Genomic DNA, 14917 nt, shown 5'->3' on the forward strand with positions numbered 1-14917 from the left:
ATCTCTCCAGCGGACCACGCAGCCCGTCATGGCCGGGCCTGTCCCGGCTATCCGCGCCGGGACGTTCGATAATGTTGCGGGCGCTCAAGGCGCCCTTCCGGCTGACGGCGCCGCCGCAGCCCGCGCGCCCCTTACGCCGTCACCACATTGCGCGGGTCGCCCGCGACGAAGGCGTCGATATTGTCGATGAGCTGATCTGAGAGCACCTGCATCGCCTCCTTGGACGCCCAGGCGACATGCGGCGTGATGATCAGATTGGGGATCGTCGGATCGAGCAGCACATTGCCGTTTTTCGGCGGCTCGACGGTCAAGACGTCGAGGCCCGCGCCGGCGATGACGCCCTTGCGCAGCGCGTCGGCGAGCGCCTCTTCGTCGATGATGCCGCCGCGCGCCGTATTAATGATGCAGGCGGTCTTCTTCATCGAGGCGAGCTCTTTCGCGCCGATCATGTTCTTGGTCTGCGGCGTCAGCGGAATGTTCAGCGTGACGACGTCGGCTTCGCGCAGGATGGTCGCGACGTCGACCTTTCCCGGAATGTCGGTGACGTCGTTGATCAGAACCTTCATGCCGAGCGCCTGGGCGCGGGTCTCGACCTGCTTGCCGAGCGCGCCATAGCCGATGATGCCGAGCGTCGAGCCGGCGATGTCGTAGATCGGATAGTCGAAATAGCAGAACTGATTGGCGTAGCCCCAGCGGCCGTGTCGCACGCTGTCGACATAGTTTACGAGATTGCGGCGCAGCGCGAAGATCAGCGCGAACACATGCTCGGGCAGCGTATTGTAGGCGTAGTTGCGGATATTGGAGACGGTGATCCCATTGGCCGTCGTATAGGCCTTGTCGATCACGTCGGTGCCGGTGGCGGCGACGGCGATGAGCTTCAGCTTCGGCAGCTGCTTCAGCGTCGCTTCGCGCAGCGGCACTTTATTCGTGATGATGATGTCGCAGTCCTTGGCGCGCTCGACGATCTGGTCGGGCGAAGTCTGCGCATATTCCGTATAGTCATGCGGGAAATTCGGTTTGCGCACATTGGCGTCGAGCGTTTCGCGATCGAGAAAAACGATTTTGTGCGACATCAACTTCCCCCTTGTCATTCTTCTTGCGGCGGTCTCCCTCTCCGGGAGAGGCCCTCTCCCCGCGTGCGGGGAGAGGGCGTTGTCGAATTACATCTTGAGCAGCGGGTTGGCGCGATAGACCGCCTGGGCCGCCGCGACGCCGGAGCCGGCCTCGACCTTGATGCCGTTGTCGAGCATCGCCATTTCAGCGCCAGCGATGGCGCCGAGCAGCATGAGCTCGTTCAGGTCGCCGAGATGGCCGATGCGGAACACCTTGCCCGCGACCTCGGAGAGGCCGGCGCCGAGCGCGAGGTTGTAGCGCTTGTAGGCGGTCTCGATGACCTTGGCGGCGTTGTAGCCTTCCGGCACCACGATGGCGGTGACGGTGTCCGAATTCCACTTCGGCTCCTTGGCGCAGGTCTTCAGGCCCCAGGCCGCGACCGCGGCGCGAACGCCCTCGGCGAGGTGATGGTGGCGCTTGTAGACCTGGTCGAGACCCTCTTCGAAGAGGACCGACAGCGCTTCCTTGAGGCCGTGCAGCAACGGGATCGACGGCGTATAGGGGAAGTAGCCGGTCTCGTTGTTCTTGATCATGTCCTGGAATTCGAAGTAGGCGCGGCGCGACTTGTTGGTCTTGCCGGCTTCGATCGCCTTGGGGCTCGCCGCCATCAGCAGCAGGCCGGCCGGCAGCATGAAGCCCTTCTGCGAACCCGACACGATGACGTCGACGCCCCATTCGTCCATGTGGAAGGGCAGCGAGGCGACCGAGGACACGCCGTCGACGAAGAGCAGCGCCGGATGCTTGGCGGCGTCGATGGCCTTGCGGACCGCGCCGATGTCGGAGGTCACGCCGGTGGCGGTCTCGTTGTGGGTGGCGAAGACGGCCTTAATCTCGTGATTCTTGTCGGCCTTCAGCGTCTCTTCGATCAGCGCCGGATCATTGCCCGTGCCCCAGGGGAGCTCCTGCTTGATGACCTCGAGGCCGAGACGGTTGGCGAGGTCGATCCACAGATGCGAGAACTGGCCGAAGCGCTGCGCCAGCACCTTGTCGCCGGGCGACAGCGTGTTGGTGATCGCCGCTTCCCAGCCGCCGGTGCCCGACGCCGGGAAGATGAAGGCGTGACCCTTCTCGGTCTCGAAGACCTTCTTGAGCTGCGGGAAGAGCGGCTTCACCAGATCCGGGAAGATGGGCGAGCGATGGTCTTCCGAGGCGACCATCATCGCGCGCACGACGCGGTCGGGAAGATTGGTCGGGCCCGGGACGAAGAGGAAATTGCGGCCCGGAATTCTGGAATTGGACATTTGTGAGCTCCCTTCGAGCTTTTCTGGGTTTCAATGGAGTCCGCCGGCGCAAAGCGCCGGCCGGCGTTTTTTTTGAAGCGCCGGCAGACCGGCGCGCGGCCTTTAGAACAGGCCCGAGATGCGGCCGTCCGCGCCCACCTCGATATTGTTGGCGGCCGGAACCTTCGGCAGGCCGGGCATGGTCATGATGTCGCCGCAGACCACGACGACGAACTCCGCGCCGGCGGAGAGGCGCAGCTCGCGGATCGGGATCGTATGGCCGGAGGGCGCGCCCTTGGCGTTCTGATCCGTCGAGAAGCTGTATTGCGTCTTGGCGATGCAGACCGGCAGATGGCCGAAGCCCTCCTTCTCCAGTTCCGCAAAGCGCGACTTGATGCTCGAATCATAGGAGATGTCGGCGGCGCCGTAGAGCTCCTTGGCGATCGTGCGCACCTTCTCGGCGAGCGGCAGCTCGTCGGCGTAGAGCGGCTTGAACTTCGAGGGCTGCGCCTCGATCGTCTGCACCACCGCGCGGGCGAGATCCGCCGCGCCGGCGCCGCCGGAACCCCAGTTGTCCGCCACGACGCAGTCGACGCCTTCCGCCTTGCAGAGACGATTGAGCGCCTCCATTTCGGCCGGCGTGTCGGAGGAGAACTTGTTGATCGAGACCAGCACCGGCACGCCGAACTTGCGGACGTTGCCGATGTGGCGCTTCAAATTCTCGAAGCCCTTCTCGACCGCCGCGACATTCTCGGCCTTCAGATCGTCCTTGGCGACGCCGCCATGCATCTTGAGGGCGCGGATCGTCGCGACGATCACCGTGACGTCGGGCTTGAGGCCCGCCTTGCGGCACTTGATGTCGAAGAACTTCTCGGCGCCGAGATCGGCGCCGAAGCCGGCTTCCGTCACCACATAGTCGGCGAGCTTCAGGCCCGACTTGGTGGCGATGACCGAGTTGCAGCCATGGGCGATGTTGGCGAAGGGGCCGCCGTGAATGATCGCCGGATTATTCTCGAGCGTCTGCACGAGATTGGGGGCGATGGCGTCCTTGAGCAGCGCCGCCATGGATCCCGCGGCCTTCAATTCGGAAGCGCGGATGTTCTTCTTCTCGCGGGTCTGGCCGACGACGATATTGCCGAGACGCTTCTGCAGGTCGGCGAAGTCCGACGCCAGGCAGAAGATCGCCATGACTTCCGAGGCGACCGTGATGTCGAAACCGTCCTCGCGGGAGAAGCCGTTGGAGACGCCGCCGAGCGAGGAGACGATCGAGCGCAGCGCGCGGTCGTTCATGTCGACGACGCGGCGCCAGGAAATGCGGCGCGTGTCGAGGCCGAGCGAATTGCCCCAATAGACGTGATTGTCGATCAGGGCCGCGAGCAGATTGTTCGCCGCGCCGATGGCGTGGAAGTCGCCGGTGAAGTGGAGGTTGATGTCCTCCATCGGCACGACCTGGGCGTAGCCGCCGCCAGCCGCGCCGCCCTTCACGCCGAAGCAGGGGCCGAGCGAGGGCTCGCGCAGGCAGCAAAGCGCCTTCTTGCCGATGTAGTTGAGGCCGTCGGTGAGGCCGACAGTCGTCGTCGTCTTGCCTTCGCCGGCGGGGGTCGGCGTGATGGCCGTGACGAGAATGAGCTTGCCGTTGGGCTTGCCTTCGAGCGAGGCGATGTAGTCGAGCGCAATCTTGCCCTTGTAATGGCCATAGGGCTGGATGTGCTCGGCCGGAATGCCGAGCTTGTCGCGGGCGACGTCGACGATCGGCCGCATCTTGGCGGCCTGGGAAATCTCAATATCGGACTTGGGCGAAAGGTGCTGGTTGTCTTTCCCGCTCGCGCCCGGCGCGGCGGCTGACGTAGTTGACGACATATAGCTCCACTCCCTCTCGAGCCCGTGCTGCCAGGCTCTGGAAATTATCGACCCCCGATGCGCGCGCGGCGGAGGCGTCCCGCCGTCATCGCGTCCGCGGCCTCTTCAAACGACCGTCGCTTTAAGTTCGCTCTCGGCCCATCGATGCCCGACTCGCGCCCGGACCCTCCGCCGCATGCAATGAGCCCATCGAACGTCCTTGATTGCAGCGCTCCGTATGACGGCAATAAAAATTGCCCGTCAAGCAGCCATTCACGCGCGCGCCGGCAACGCTGCAACGCAGCAATCTGACCTTTCCCGCTCGCGCGACGACGCCGATCGCAGGCGCCGCATATTCTTCAAGCCGGGACCCGCTGCTACCCTTAGCCTATCCGAAGAGGTAGGCATGGGGCGCGGCGACAAAACTGAGAATACGTTGCAAATACTTCGTATAATGTCATTCCCATCAGACCGAGACGATGGGCGCGCAGCTGGCTACATCGTGATCGCGCGGTCAGGTCGGCCCCGCCCTGCCCCGTCCAGGACGGGAGGCGGCGGGGCGCCATCTGGCGGGAAACAGGCAGGTAAAAAAAATTTTTGTCGCACCTGCCTGTCGCATCGCCCGCTCTATCGGGCGATCAGCAAGCCTTATCACGCGGGCGCGATTTCCGGCACGAAATTCAGCGCCACCCCATTGATGCAATAGCGCAGCCCCGTTGGCGGCGGGCCGTCGGGAAATACATGGCCGAGGTGGGAGCCGCAGCGGCTGCAATGCACTTCGGTGCGCACCATGCCGTAGCCGCGGTCCACCGTCGTGCCGAGCGCCCCCGGCAAAGGATCGAAAAAGCTTGGCCATCCGGTGCCGCTTTCAAACTTCTGGCCCGAGCGGAAAAGCGGCTGGTCGCAGCCCGCGCATTCGAACACGCCCGCTCTTTTCTCGTGATTGAGCGCGCAGCTCCCCGGCCGCTCGGTGCCATGCCCGCGCATCACCTGATATTGCTCGGGCGTCAAACGCGCGCGCCATTCGTCGTCGGTCCGCGTGACGGGGAAACTTTCTTCTGTCATTGACGCTTCCTCCGGGAGGCCGCGCTCTCGCGCGACGCCATGTTATGTTGGCGCCGATTCCGGCTTTGGCCAGACCGCGCCGTTTGGGCTCGGACAGACACGAACATAGGCGACGCCTGAAAATGAGCGACAAGAAATTCGACGCCGTGGTGATCGGCTCCGGACTGGGCGGGCTCACCGCGGGCGCGCTGCTCGCCGAGGCCGGCTACAGCGTCTGCCTGCTCGAGCGCAATTTCAGCCTCGGCGGCGCGGCCTCGGTCTATAAGGTCGGCGACCTCTGGGTCGAGGCGTCGCTGCATCAGACCTCGGACGCGCGAAATCCGCGGGACGTGAAACACGACATCTTGAGCAGGCTCGGCATTCTCGACGAGATCGAATGGCTTCCGACCGGCCCGCTTTACAAGGTGAGCGGCGGCCCGATTGGCGAGCCTTTTGAACTACCGGTGGGCTTCGAGGCCGCCCATGACGCGCTCGCCGCGCGTTTCCCCGACAAGAACGCCGCCATCAAGCGGTTCCTGGGCGAAGTGGAACAAATTCACGACGCGCTGTGGAACCTGAAACAAGCGCGCGAGGAAGGGTCGCTCGCCAAGTTCACGCGCGGATTGTGGGAGGTTCAGCCGGCCGCTGACGGATGGATGAATTCGCTGGACGAGATTTTTACGCGCGATTTCGTCGGGGCCGAGGGCCTCAAATGCGCGCTCGGCGCCAATCTTCTCTATTACGGCGACGATCCCCGCCGGCTGTGGTGGATCTATTATGCGCTGGCGCAGGGCGGCTACATCGCTTCGGGAGGCGCCTATATCAAGGGCGGCTCGCGGCAGCTGAGCCTCAAGCTCGCCAAATGCATCACTAAGGCCGGCGGCCAGGTGCGGATGGGCCGGCTCGTCACGGAGATCGAGACCGACGCCGATGGAAACGCCATCGCGGTGCGCCATGTCGCGCGGCGCGCGGGCGACAATGAGGAGCGCATCGAAGCCCGCGTCGTGATGGCCAATTGCGCGCCGACGACGGCGGCGGCGATGATGGCGCCGCCCGCCCGCGCCAGGATGGAGGAAGCCTTCGGCGCCCGGCCGCTGTCGACCTCGCTGTTCTCCGCCAATTTCGGCCTGAGCGCCAAGCCGTCGACAGTGGGCCTTTCCAATTTCCTGTCGATCAACATGCCCTCGACCATGGGCCGCTTCGACCAATATGGCGACGGCGCAACGGCGATGGCGGACATGCCGAAGGGCGAACTGCCGCTCCACGCCGTTTCGAATTTTACGGCGGTCGACTCCAGCCTGTGGGACGAGCCGCCGGTTCTCTTGAGCGTCCTCGGCCTCGATCGTTTGGACAATTGGAAGGGCCTATCGAAGGAAGAGGGGATCTCGCGCCGCGCGGCCTGGCTGGACGCCATTCAGGCGCGGCTCGAGCAGGATTATCCCGGTTTCTCGGGCCTCGTGACTTCGCGCATGCTGCTCAACGCCTTCTCCATGTCGAGCTATCTCAACACGCCGGAGGGCGCCGTCTATGGCTTCGCCCCCCTGCCCCCGGATGAGCCGATCCTGATGGGCTTTCCGCGCACGCCGGCGACGCCGATCGGCGGGCTCTTTCTCGCCTCGGCTTTCGGCGGCGAACATGGCTTCAACGGCGCCATGTTGTCTGGCGCGGAGGCGGCGCGCCTTGCGGCGCGGAGGCTGGAGGCGCCTTTGCCGGCGTAGCGCTTACCGGAGGCGCACCAGCGTCACCAGAGCCGCGCCGTCTTCGCCGACAAGGGCGAGCTTTCCGCCCTCGAACCTGTAGCCGCGAACGGCCTGCAAAGCCGCCAGATAGGCGCGCTCGACGCGATCGAGCGGGTCTGGGCACGCCATTCGCGTCGTCATCATGGGCCCGAAGCTCAGCCTGTCTGAGGAAACGATAGCCTTCCCCGCGATCCGGTTGCAGCCGATGGTGGAGGCGTAGCGGCCGTTCTGTGCAAAATCTGCGCGGGTCCGCGCCATGTCGACCTTCTCCACGCCCGCGATCGCGACGATGCGCCATTGCCCCAACAGCGAGGGCGCGGCCAGGGCGAGAGAGGACGCGAGAAGGAGCGCCGCGATCGTCAAGAGGCGCATGAGATTCTCCTTTGAGCGGCGACCCGCAGACAAGCAGGCGACCGCGCCCCTCCTGCTTCGAGACGCCGCCTGTCGGCGGCTCCTCATGCTTCGAGACGCCGCCTGTCGGCGGCTCCTCATGCTTCGAGACGCCGCCTGTCGGCGGCCCCTCCTGCTTCGAGACGCCGCCTGTCGGCGGCTCCTCAGCATGAGGGGCTCGTTACGTTTGCAACAAGCGCTTCGGCCTCATCCTGAGGCGCGCGCTCGAGCGCGCGTCTCGACGGACGAGGCCGAGGGGAGATGACGACCGTCGCCTCAGACCTCGTCCGTCAGCACGAAGCGGTGGATCAGGCCGCCGATGACGCCGCCGAGCAGCGGCGCGACCCAGAACAGCCAGAGTTGCTCCATCGCCCAGCCGCCGACAAAGAGCGCCTGGCTCGTCGACCGCGCCGGGTTCACCGAGGCGTTGGTGACCGGAATGTCAATGAGATGAATCAACGTCAAAGCGAGGCCGATCGAGATCGGCGCGAAGCCCACCGGCGCGCGGCCTTCGGTCACGCCGAGAATGACGAGCAGGAAGAAGCCCGTCAGCACGGTTTCGATGAGGAAACCGGACTGCCACGTGTAGCCTGCAGGCGAATGCTCGTCGTAGCCATTGGCGGCGAAGCCGTTGGCGAGCGAGAAATCAATATTGCCTTGCATGATTTTGAGCAGCACGAAGGCTGCGAAGGTCGCGCCGACGAGCTGGGCGATCCAATAGGGGCCGAGCTCCTTCCACGGGAAGCGGCCGGCCGTCGCGAGGCCCAGCGACACCGCCGGATTGAAATGGCCGCCGGAGATCGGGCCGAAGGCGTAGGCGCCGGTGAGGACCGTCAGACCAAAGGCGAGGGAGACGCCGGTGAAGCCGATGCCGAGTTGGGGAAAGCCCGCCGAAATCAGCGCGCTGCCGACGCCACCGAACACCAGCCAGAACGTGCCCAGAAATTCGGCGAAAAGCTTGCGGCCAAAGCCCGGCGCATACCCCTCGACGAGCGGACCCGTGGCGCTGCTCTGACTCGAAACGGCGCCGACGCGATTGTCGCCAGCGCGCTTGAGCGACAAGCCGAAACCCATCCAGCTCGCCCCGGCGAAGATCAGATCGACGCCCAGGAACGTGCCGAGCACCCAGAGGCTCGACACCGGCCAATGGGCGAGGATGATCCCGCCGAGCAGCAGGGTGATGATCCCAGAAAAGACGACGAAGCCCCAGGGCGCGTCCTTGGGAAGCTGGAAGGCGAGAAAGGTGCGCACCAGGCCGGAAGCGACGAGCCCCGCGCCAAGCAGCAGCGTCAGGAATCCCGCGGCCAGCATCGGGTTCTCGATGACGGCGACGCCGCCGACGACATAGAGCAGGCCGATGAGGGTCCAGAGGAAGAATTTCTTCCAGGAACGCACGGCGACCGCATAGACGATTTCGACAATGCCGCTCACGACCATCGCGACGCCGACGACCATGACGCTGGCGACGGTCGCCCAGACGACGCTGCCGAGCGCGACGAAGCCGGCAAGCGCGAGAACGGCGCCAAAAGCGACCATCCAACCCCATTTGTCCCGTAGGGGGGCCGCCTCAGAGGCGGAGGGGAAACCAGCCGAAGAAAAAACTGTCATGCCGCATGCTCCAAAATAATTTCACTGCGCGATCAGCTTAACAATATAGGCGCGCAAATGACAACCGGAAGGGGTTGAGGTTAAACCTGCAACCCTTCGACGCCAAGCGGCGCTCGACGCGGCGATCTCGGACGCGCAAATTCGGGCGTGAGTAGAAAGCGAGGCTCGAGATGTTTTCCGACGAGATCTGGCTGGCAGCCGGGCTGCGAACGCCTTTCGCCGCCGTGGACGGCGCTTTCGCCGAACGCAACGCCCTCGAATTATCTGCGCCTGTCGCCGCCGCGATGAAGGCGCAGGCCAGAGGATCAATCGATTTCGGCGTCTGGGGCTCCGTCGCGCTGACGCTCGGCTTCGCCAATCTTTCCCGCGACGTCTGGTTAGAGGCCGGACTTGATCCGCACGCGCCCTCCTTCACGACGATCATGCAATGCAGCACCAGCATGGTCGGCGTCTTCGAGGCCGCGGGCATGTTGCGCGCCGGCGGTCCGTCGCTCGCCATGGTCGGCGGCGTCGAGAGCATGAGCCGCATTCAGTTCGGGCTCGGCCAGGCGCTGTCGGTCTTCTTGCGCCGCTTTGCGCGCCGCGGCTGGCGCGACCGGCTCGAGCTTATTCGAACGCTGAGCCCCAAAGACATCAGACTGCATGTGCCGCAGGTCGCCAATCGCATCACTGGCCGCAGCATGGGCGAGCACACGGAGGAGATGGCGAAACATTGGGCGATCGGCCGCGCGGAACAAGACGAGCTGGCGCTTCAAAGCCACCGCAACGCCGTCGCCGCGCAGGACGCAGGCTTTTTCGACGAATTGATTATCCCGCTCGACGGCGTGTTGAAAGACGCCTTTCCGCGGCGCGACTCCTCGCTGGAAAAGCTCTCCAAACTCAAGCCCGCCTTCGACCGCACGAGCGGGCGCGGCACGCTCACCGCCGGCAACAGTTCGCCCCTGACCGACGGCGCGGCGGCCATTTGGGTCGCCACGCGCGAAGGGCTCGCCCGGCTGCCGGACTCTGTCCCCCGCACGAAGCTTGTCGATTACGAAATGGCCGCGGTCGATATTTTCCACGAGGGCCTGCTGATGGCCCCGGCGCTCGCGATCCCGCGTCTCCTGGCGCGGCGCGGCCTGCGTTATGAGGACATCGCGCTGTGGGAAATTCATGAAGCCTTCGCGGCGCAGGTCCTTTGTCACATCAAGGCGCTCGAGGATCGCGCCTATTTGAAGGAGAAGGCCGGGATCGATACGGACCTCGGACGTTTCCCGCGCGAACGCATCAATCCCAACGGCGGCAGCGTTGCGCTCGGCCATCCGTTCGCGGCCACGGGCGCGCGCATTCTCAGCCAGGCGGTCAAGGAACTCGCCGCCATGGGGCCCGGCGCGCGCGCCATCGTCAGCATTTGCGCCGACGGCGGACAGGGAACCGTCGCGCTTCTCGAGAACTAAGGCCCGCGCCCCCGCGCCCGCATCGCGAGCGCGCGCGACAGCACATAGAAGATCGGCGTGAACAACAGGCCGAACAAAGTGACGCCGATCATGCCGCTGAACACAGCGACGCCGAGCGACTGCCGCATTTCGGCGCCGGCGCCATGCGACACGACGAGCGGCAACACGCCGAGGATGAAGGCGAGCGACGTCATCAGGATCGGCCGCAGACGCGTGCGCGCCGCCTCGATCGCCGCCGCGAAACGGTCCTTGCCCTCGTCCTCGCCCTGGCGCGCGAATTCGACGATGAGGATCGCATTCTTGGCGGCGAGGCCGATCAGCACGACGAGGCCGATCTCGACGAGAATGTTCCGGTCCAACCCACGCAATGCGACGCCGCCCATGGCCGCGAGCACGCACATCGGCACGATAAGAATGACTGCGAGCGGCAGCACGAGGCTTTCGTAAAGCGCCGCGAGCAGCAGGAAGACGAAGACGACGGCGAGACCGAAGGCGAGCGCCGCGGTATTGCCGGCGAGCTTTTCCTGGAGCGCGATCTCCGTCCATTCGAAGCCGAAGCCCTGCGGCAAGCTCTGCTTGGCGAGCGCTTCGATCATCGCGATGCCCTGTCCCGAAGACACGCCGCGATCGAGATTCACCTGCACTTCCGCGGCGGGATAGAGATTGTAACGCGGCACGCGGAAGGCGCCGGTCGTGTCCTGAAAGTTGGCGATGGCGCCGAGTGGCGTCATCTCGCCCGTTGCGCTGCGCGTCTTGAGTTCGGAGATGTCGCGCAGCGTGAGGCGGTGCGGATTATCCGCCTGCGCCATGACCCGGTAGGTGCGGCCAAGAATATTGAAGTCGTTGACGAAGACGGAGCCGAGATAGACCGACATGGTCTCGAAGACGCGCGAGATCGGCACGCCGATCATCTCCGCCTTGGTGCGGTCGATGTCGGCGAAGATCTGCGGCGTGCGCGTATTGAACAGCGTGAAGGCCTGCGCCACGCCGGGCAGATGCATGGCGGGGCCGGCGAGCGCCCATGTCGCGCCTTCGAGCGCCGGCAGCCCCATGCCGCCGCGATCCTGCACATAGCCCTTCAGGCCGCCGCCAGTGCCGATGCCGGGGACGGCGGGCGGCTCCAGCACGAAGACGAAAGCTTCCTTGATCGGCGACAAGGCCGTGCGCAAATCGTCGCGGATGCCAATCGCCGTGAGCCCCTGCTTGTGCCGCTCCGCGAAGGATTTCAGCGTGACGAAGATGACGCCGGAATTCGGGGCGTTGGTGAAGGTGGCGCCGTCGAACCCCGTGAACACCACGCTCGACTGCACGCCAGGCCGCTGGAGGATCATGTCGCTCGCCTGCCGCATGACGGCGTCGGTGCGCTCGAGAGAGGCGCCGGGCGGCAATTGGAAGGCGGCGATGAGATAGCCGCGGTCGAGCGTCGGAACCAGTCCCGTCGGCGTACGCCGCAGGAGCTCCAGCGCGACGCCGATCAGGCCGGCATAGACGATGAGCGACGCGAGCCCCACGCGCACGAGCCGCGCCGTCAGCACGCCGTAGCGTTCCGACATTTTCTCGAAAAGCGCGTTGAACCGCGCGAAAAAGGCGTGGAGGAGCGTGAGGAGCCGGCCTTCGGGCTCCTTTTCCGCGCCCCTCGGCTTCAGCAGAATGGCGGCGAGCGCCGGCGACAGCGTCAGCGAGACGAAGGCCGAGATGAGCGTCGCCGAGGCGATGGTGATGGCGAACTGCTTATAAAAGGCGCCCTGGAGGCCGGTGATATAAGCGACCGGGATGAAGACCGCGCAAAGCACGAGCGCAATGGCGATGAGCGCGCCCCCGACCTCGTCCATCGTCTTGTGCGCAGCCTCCTTCGGCGTCATGCCATGGTCGAGATAGCGCTCGACGTTTTCGACGACGACGATCGCGTCGTCGACGACGATGCCGATCGCGAGCACGAGGCCGAAGAGCGACAGCGTATTGAAGGTGAGGCCGACGAGCTTCATCACCGCGAAGCTGCCGATGAGCGAGACCGGAATGGCCGCCACCGGAATGATCGCGGCGCGCCAGGTCTGCAGGAACAGGATGACGACGACGACAACCAGCAGAATCGCCTCGACGAGCGTGCGCACGACCTGATCGACGGATTGCTGGATGAACTCCGTCGGGTTGTAGACGATTGAATAGTCGATTCCGGCCGGGAACTGATTCTTCGCCTCGACCATCGCCGCCTCCACCGCCTCGGAGGTGGCGAGCGCATTGGAGCCGGGCTTCTGGAAGATCGCGATGGCCGTCGCCGGATCGCGATCGAGATAGGCGTTGACAGTATAATCCTGCGCGCCGATCTCGACGCGCGCCACGTCGCGCAGGCGCACTTGCCCCTCCGCGTCGGAGCGCAGCACAATGTCGGCGAATTGGGCGGGCTCGGAGAGGCGCCCGAGCGTGCGCACGGAGAGCTGAAAGGCGCCCGGAGACGCCGCCGGCGGCTGGTTGATGGCGCCCGCCGCGACCTGCAGATTGGCGGCCCGCAGGGCCATGACGACTTCGCCCGCCGTCATGCCGCGCGCGGCGATCTTGTCGGGGTCGAGCCAGACGCGCATCGAATAGTCGCGCGCGCCGAAAACCCGGACGTCGCCCACGCCCTCGAGGCGCGCCAGCACGTCGCGCACATAGAGCGTCGCATAATTTGAAATGTATTGCTGCGTGCGCGAACCGTCGGGCGAGCGCAGATGCACGACCATCATCAGATCGGGCGAAGCTTTCTTGACGACGACGCCGAAGCGCTGCACCTCCTCCGGCAGGCGCGGCGTCGCGATCGCCACCCGGTTTTGCACCAGAACCTGCGCCAGATCGATATTTACGCCGGTCTTGAACACCACATTGATCGTCAACAGCCCGTCGCCTGTCGATTGCGAGGCGATATAGAGCATGTCGTCGACGCCGTTGACCTCCTGCTCGATCGGCGAGGCGACGGTCTGGGCGATCACCTCGGCCGACGCGCCCGGATAGGTCGCGGTAATCGCCACCGTCGGCGGCGCGATGTCGGGATATTCCGACACGGGCAGAGTCCGCGCGGCGATGAGGCCGGCGATGGTGAGCAGCATGGAGAGGACGGCGGCGAAGATCGGCCGTTCGATGAAGAAGTGCGGAAAGCGCATGTGTTTTGCTAATTCCCCAGCGGGACGATTGCGGCTTCGCTCGGCGCGACCGTCGCGCCCGGCCGCACCATGGGATTGGCGAGGCCCGCGGTGATGACGAGATCGTCGCGGTCGAGGCCAGCGAGCACGACGCGCAATCCCTTATGAAGGGGCCCGAGCGTGACCGGCTTGGCGACGACCTTGTGATCCGGCGTCACCGCCATCACGACCTTGCTCGTCTGGTCCGAGGCGACCGCCGCGTCGGGGATGAGCAGCGCCGACGCGTCGCCGCCATTGAGCCGCGCCCGGCCGAAGGCGCCGGGAGTGAGGAACAGATCCTTGTTGGGGATCACCGCGCGGGCGCGGATCGTGCCGGAATGGACGTTGAGCTGATTGTCCAGAAAGTCGATTGTCCCCTTGCGCTTCCACTCGGTCTCGTCGGCGAGCCTGATGTAGGCCGGCGTCTGCCCCGCCTTCTGGTGGCCCGCGCCGCTGCGCGCGTAATGCAGAAAATCCGATTCCGAGACGTCGAACTCGAAATAGATCGGATCGAGCGTCACGATGGTCGTGAGCAGGGTTGCTCCCGCCTGCACCAGATTGCCGATGTCGATGCGCCGGTCGGAGACGCGGCCCGCGATCGGCGCCCGCACCTGCGTCCATTCGAGATTGAGTTCGGCGTTGTGCAGCGACGCCTCGGCGCCCAGGAGCTGGGCGCGGGCGGAGTCGGAGCCGCCGCGCCGCTGGTCCATGTCGCGCCGGGTGATGGCGCCGCCGCCAACGAGCGATTCGCCGCGTGCGGCGTCTCTCGACAGCATGGTGGTCTGCGCCTGCATGCGCGCGACGTCGGCGCGGGCGCTGTCGACCGCGATCTGATAGGGGCGCGGATCAATGGTGAAGAGCAAATCGCCCGCCTTCACGATCTGACCGTCGGTAAAATGGATCTTTTCGACCGCGCCGGAGACGCGCGGGCGCACTTCCACGCGCTGCACGGCGGCGAATCGGCCGGTAAATTCGTCCCAACGCGGAACCGTCTCGGAAAGCGGATGGGCTACTGTGACGCTCGGGAGCGGCGGGGCCGAGGGGGCCCCCTCTTGAGCGCCCGCAGCCAGCTTGACGGCGACGAGGGCGGCGACGGCGAGCCCGCCCAAGCCTAGCCAAATGCGGCGCGGATTGGCGAGTAATCGCGTGAAATCCATGGATTCTGATCTCGGGTGAGAGGGAAAACGGCGTCTGCAACGCGGCCGCGCGGCTGAAACTAGGACAGTCTCCCCCCGACGTCCATACTTGCCAGCCAGATAGGCTTGCTGCTTGCGTCGCTTGGACTTGACTACCCAGCTGTGCCATTGTCCGCGCGGCCGTCGCAGGGGGTGTCGCCGGCGAAAGCCGGCGGCGACGCTCCACGTCGGCCAGGG

At 65.4% G+C, this 14917-nt stretch carries 9 protein-coding genes and 2 pseudogenes; 2 read left to right on the forward strand and 9 right to left on the reverse strand.

Features of this window, described 5'->3' with window-relative positions; translation table 11 throughout:
• Positions 1 to 131: 131 nt before the first annotated feature.
• The 4 genes from ACETII_RS05135 to msrB all read right to left on the reverse strand — a co-directional run bounded on the left by ACETII_RS05135 (position 132) and on the right by msrB (position 5237).
• Positions 132 to 1073 carry a D-2-hydroxyacid dehydrogenase gene (locus tag ACETII_RS05135; protein ID WP_363349830.1) on the reverse strand — a complete coding sequence of 314 codons (942 nt, stop codon included), beginning with the start codon at positions 1071 to 1073 and terminating at the stop codon, positions 132 to 134.
• A gap of 87 nt (positions 1074 to 1160) precedes the next feature.
• The gene (locus ACETII_RS05140; protein ID WP_363349831.1) at positions 1161 to 2354 is read right to left on the reverse strand and encodes an aminotransferase class V-fold PLP-dependent enzyme; all 1194 of its coding nucleotides are present in this window, start codon (positions 2352 to 2354) and stop codon (positions 1161 to 1163) included.
• A gap of 102 nt (positions 2355 to 2456) precedes the next feature.
• A complete protein-coding gene (locus tag ACETII_RS05145; protein WP_363349832.1) occupies positions 2457 to 4193 on the reverse strand; it encodes a formate--tetrahydrofolate ligase in 1737 nt (578 codons plus the stop codon).
• A 630-nt stretch (positions 4194 to 4823) separates the two neighbouring features.
• Positions 4824 to 5237, reverse strand: a complete 414-nt coding sequence (msrB, locus tag ACETII_RS05150; protein ID WP_363349833.1) for a peptide-methionine (R)-S-oxide reductase MsrB — start codon at positions 5235 to 5237, stop codon at positions 4824 to 4826.
• A 122-nt stretch (positions 5238 to 5359) separates the two neighbouring features.
• Between msrB and ACETII_RS05155 the strand changes: the two genes are divergently transcribed.
• Complete coding sequence (locus ACETII_RS05155) at positions 5360 to 6934, forward strand: phytoene desaturase family protein (protein WP_472787364.1); 1575 nt, start codon at positions 5360 to 5362, stop codon at positions 6932 to 6934.
• A 3-nt stretch (positions 6935 to 6937) separates the two neighbouring features.
• On the opposite strand, the gene ACETII_RS05160 is transcribed toward ACETII_RS05155, so the two are convergent.
• From ACETII_RS05160 to ACETII_RS05170, 3 genes and pseudogenes are all read right to left on the reverse strand, one after another.
• Complete coding sequence (locus tag ACETII_RS05160; protein ID WP_472787365.1) at positions 6938 to 7327, reverse strand: META domain-containing protein; 390 nt, start codon at positions 7325 to 7327, stop codon at positions 6938 to 6940.
• Between the two features lie 294 nt (positions 7328 to 7621).
• A pseudogene (gene aqpZ, locus ACETII_RS05165) lies at positions 7622 to 8308 on the reverse strand (aquaporin Z); the annotation flags it as partial.
• A gap of 201 nt (positions 8309 to 8509) precedes the next feature.
• A pseudogene (locus tag ACETII_RS05170) lies at positions 8510 to 8953 on the reverse strand (HdeD family acid-resistance protein); the annotation flags it as partial.
• Positions 8954 to 9123: 170 nt separating this feature from the next.
• On the opposite strand from ACETII_RS05170, the gene ACETII_RS05175 reads away from it, so the two are divergent.
• On the forward strand, positions 9124 to 10389 hold the full coding sequence (locus tag ACETII_RS05175; protein WP_472787366.1) for an acetyl-CoA C-acyltransferase: 1266 nt from the start codon (positions 9124 to 9126) through the stop codon (positions 10387 to 10389).
• On the opposite strand, the gene ACETII_RS05180 is transcribed toward ACETII_RS05175, so the two are convergent.
• Positions 10386 to 13526, reverse strand: coding sequence for an efflux RND transporter permease subunit (locus tag ACETII_RS05180; protein WP_472787367.1), 3141 nt, complete (start codon positions 13524 to 13526; stop codon positions 10386 to 10388). The genes ACETII_RS05175 and ACETII_RS05180 overlap by 4 nt on opposite strands.
• An 8-nt stretch (positions 13527 to 13534) precedes the next feature.
• On the reverse strand, positions 13535 to 14701 hold the full coding sequence (locus ACETII_RS05185; RefSeq protein WP_472787368.1) for an efflux RND transporter periplasmic adaptor subunit: 1167 nt from the start codon (positions 14699 to 14701) through the stop codon (positions 13535 to 13537).
• Positions 14702 to 14917: the final 216 nt, after the last annotated feature.

This window comes from Methylocystis sp. NC52PC, from assembly GCF_055698645.1.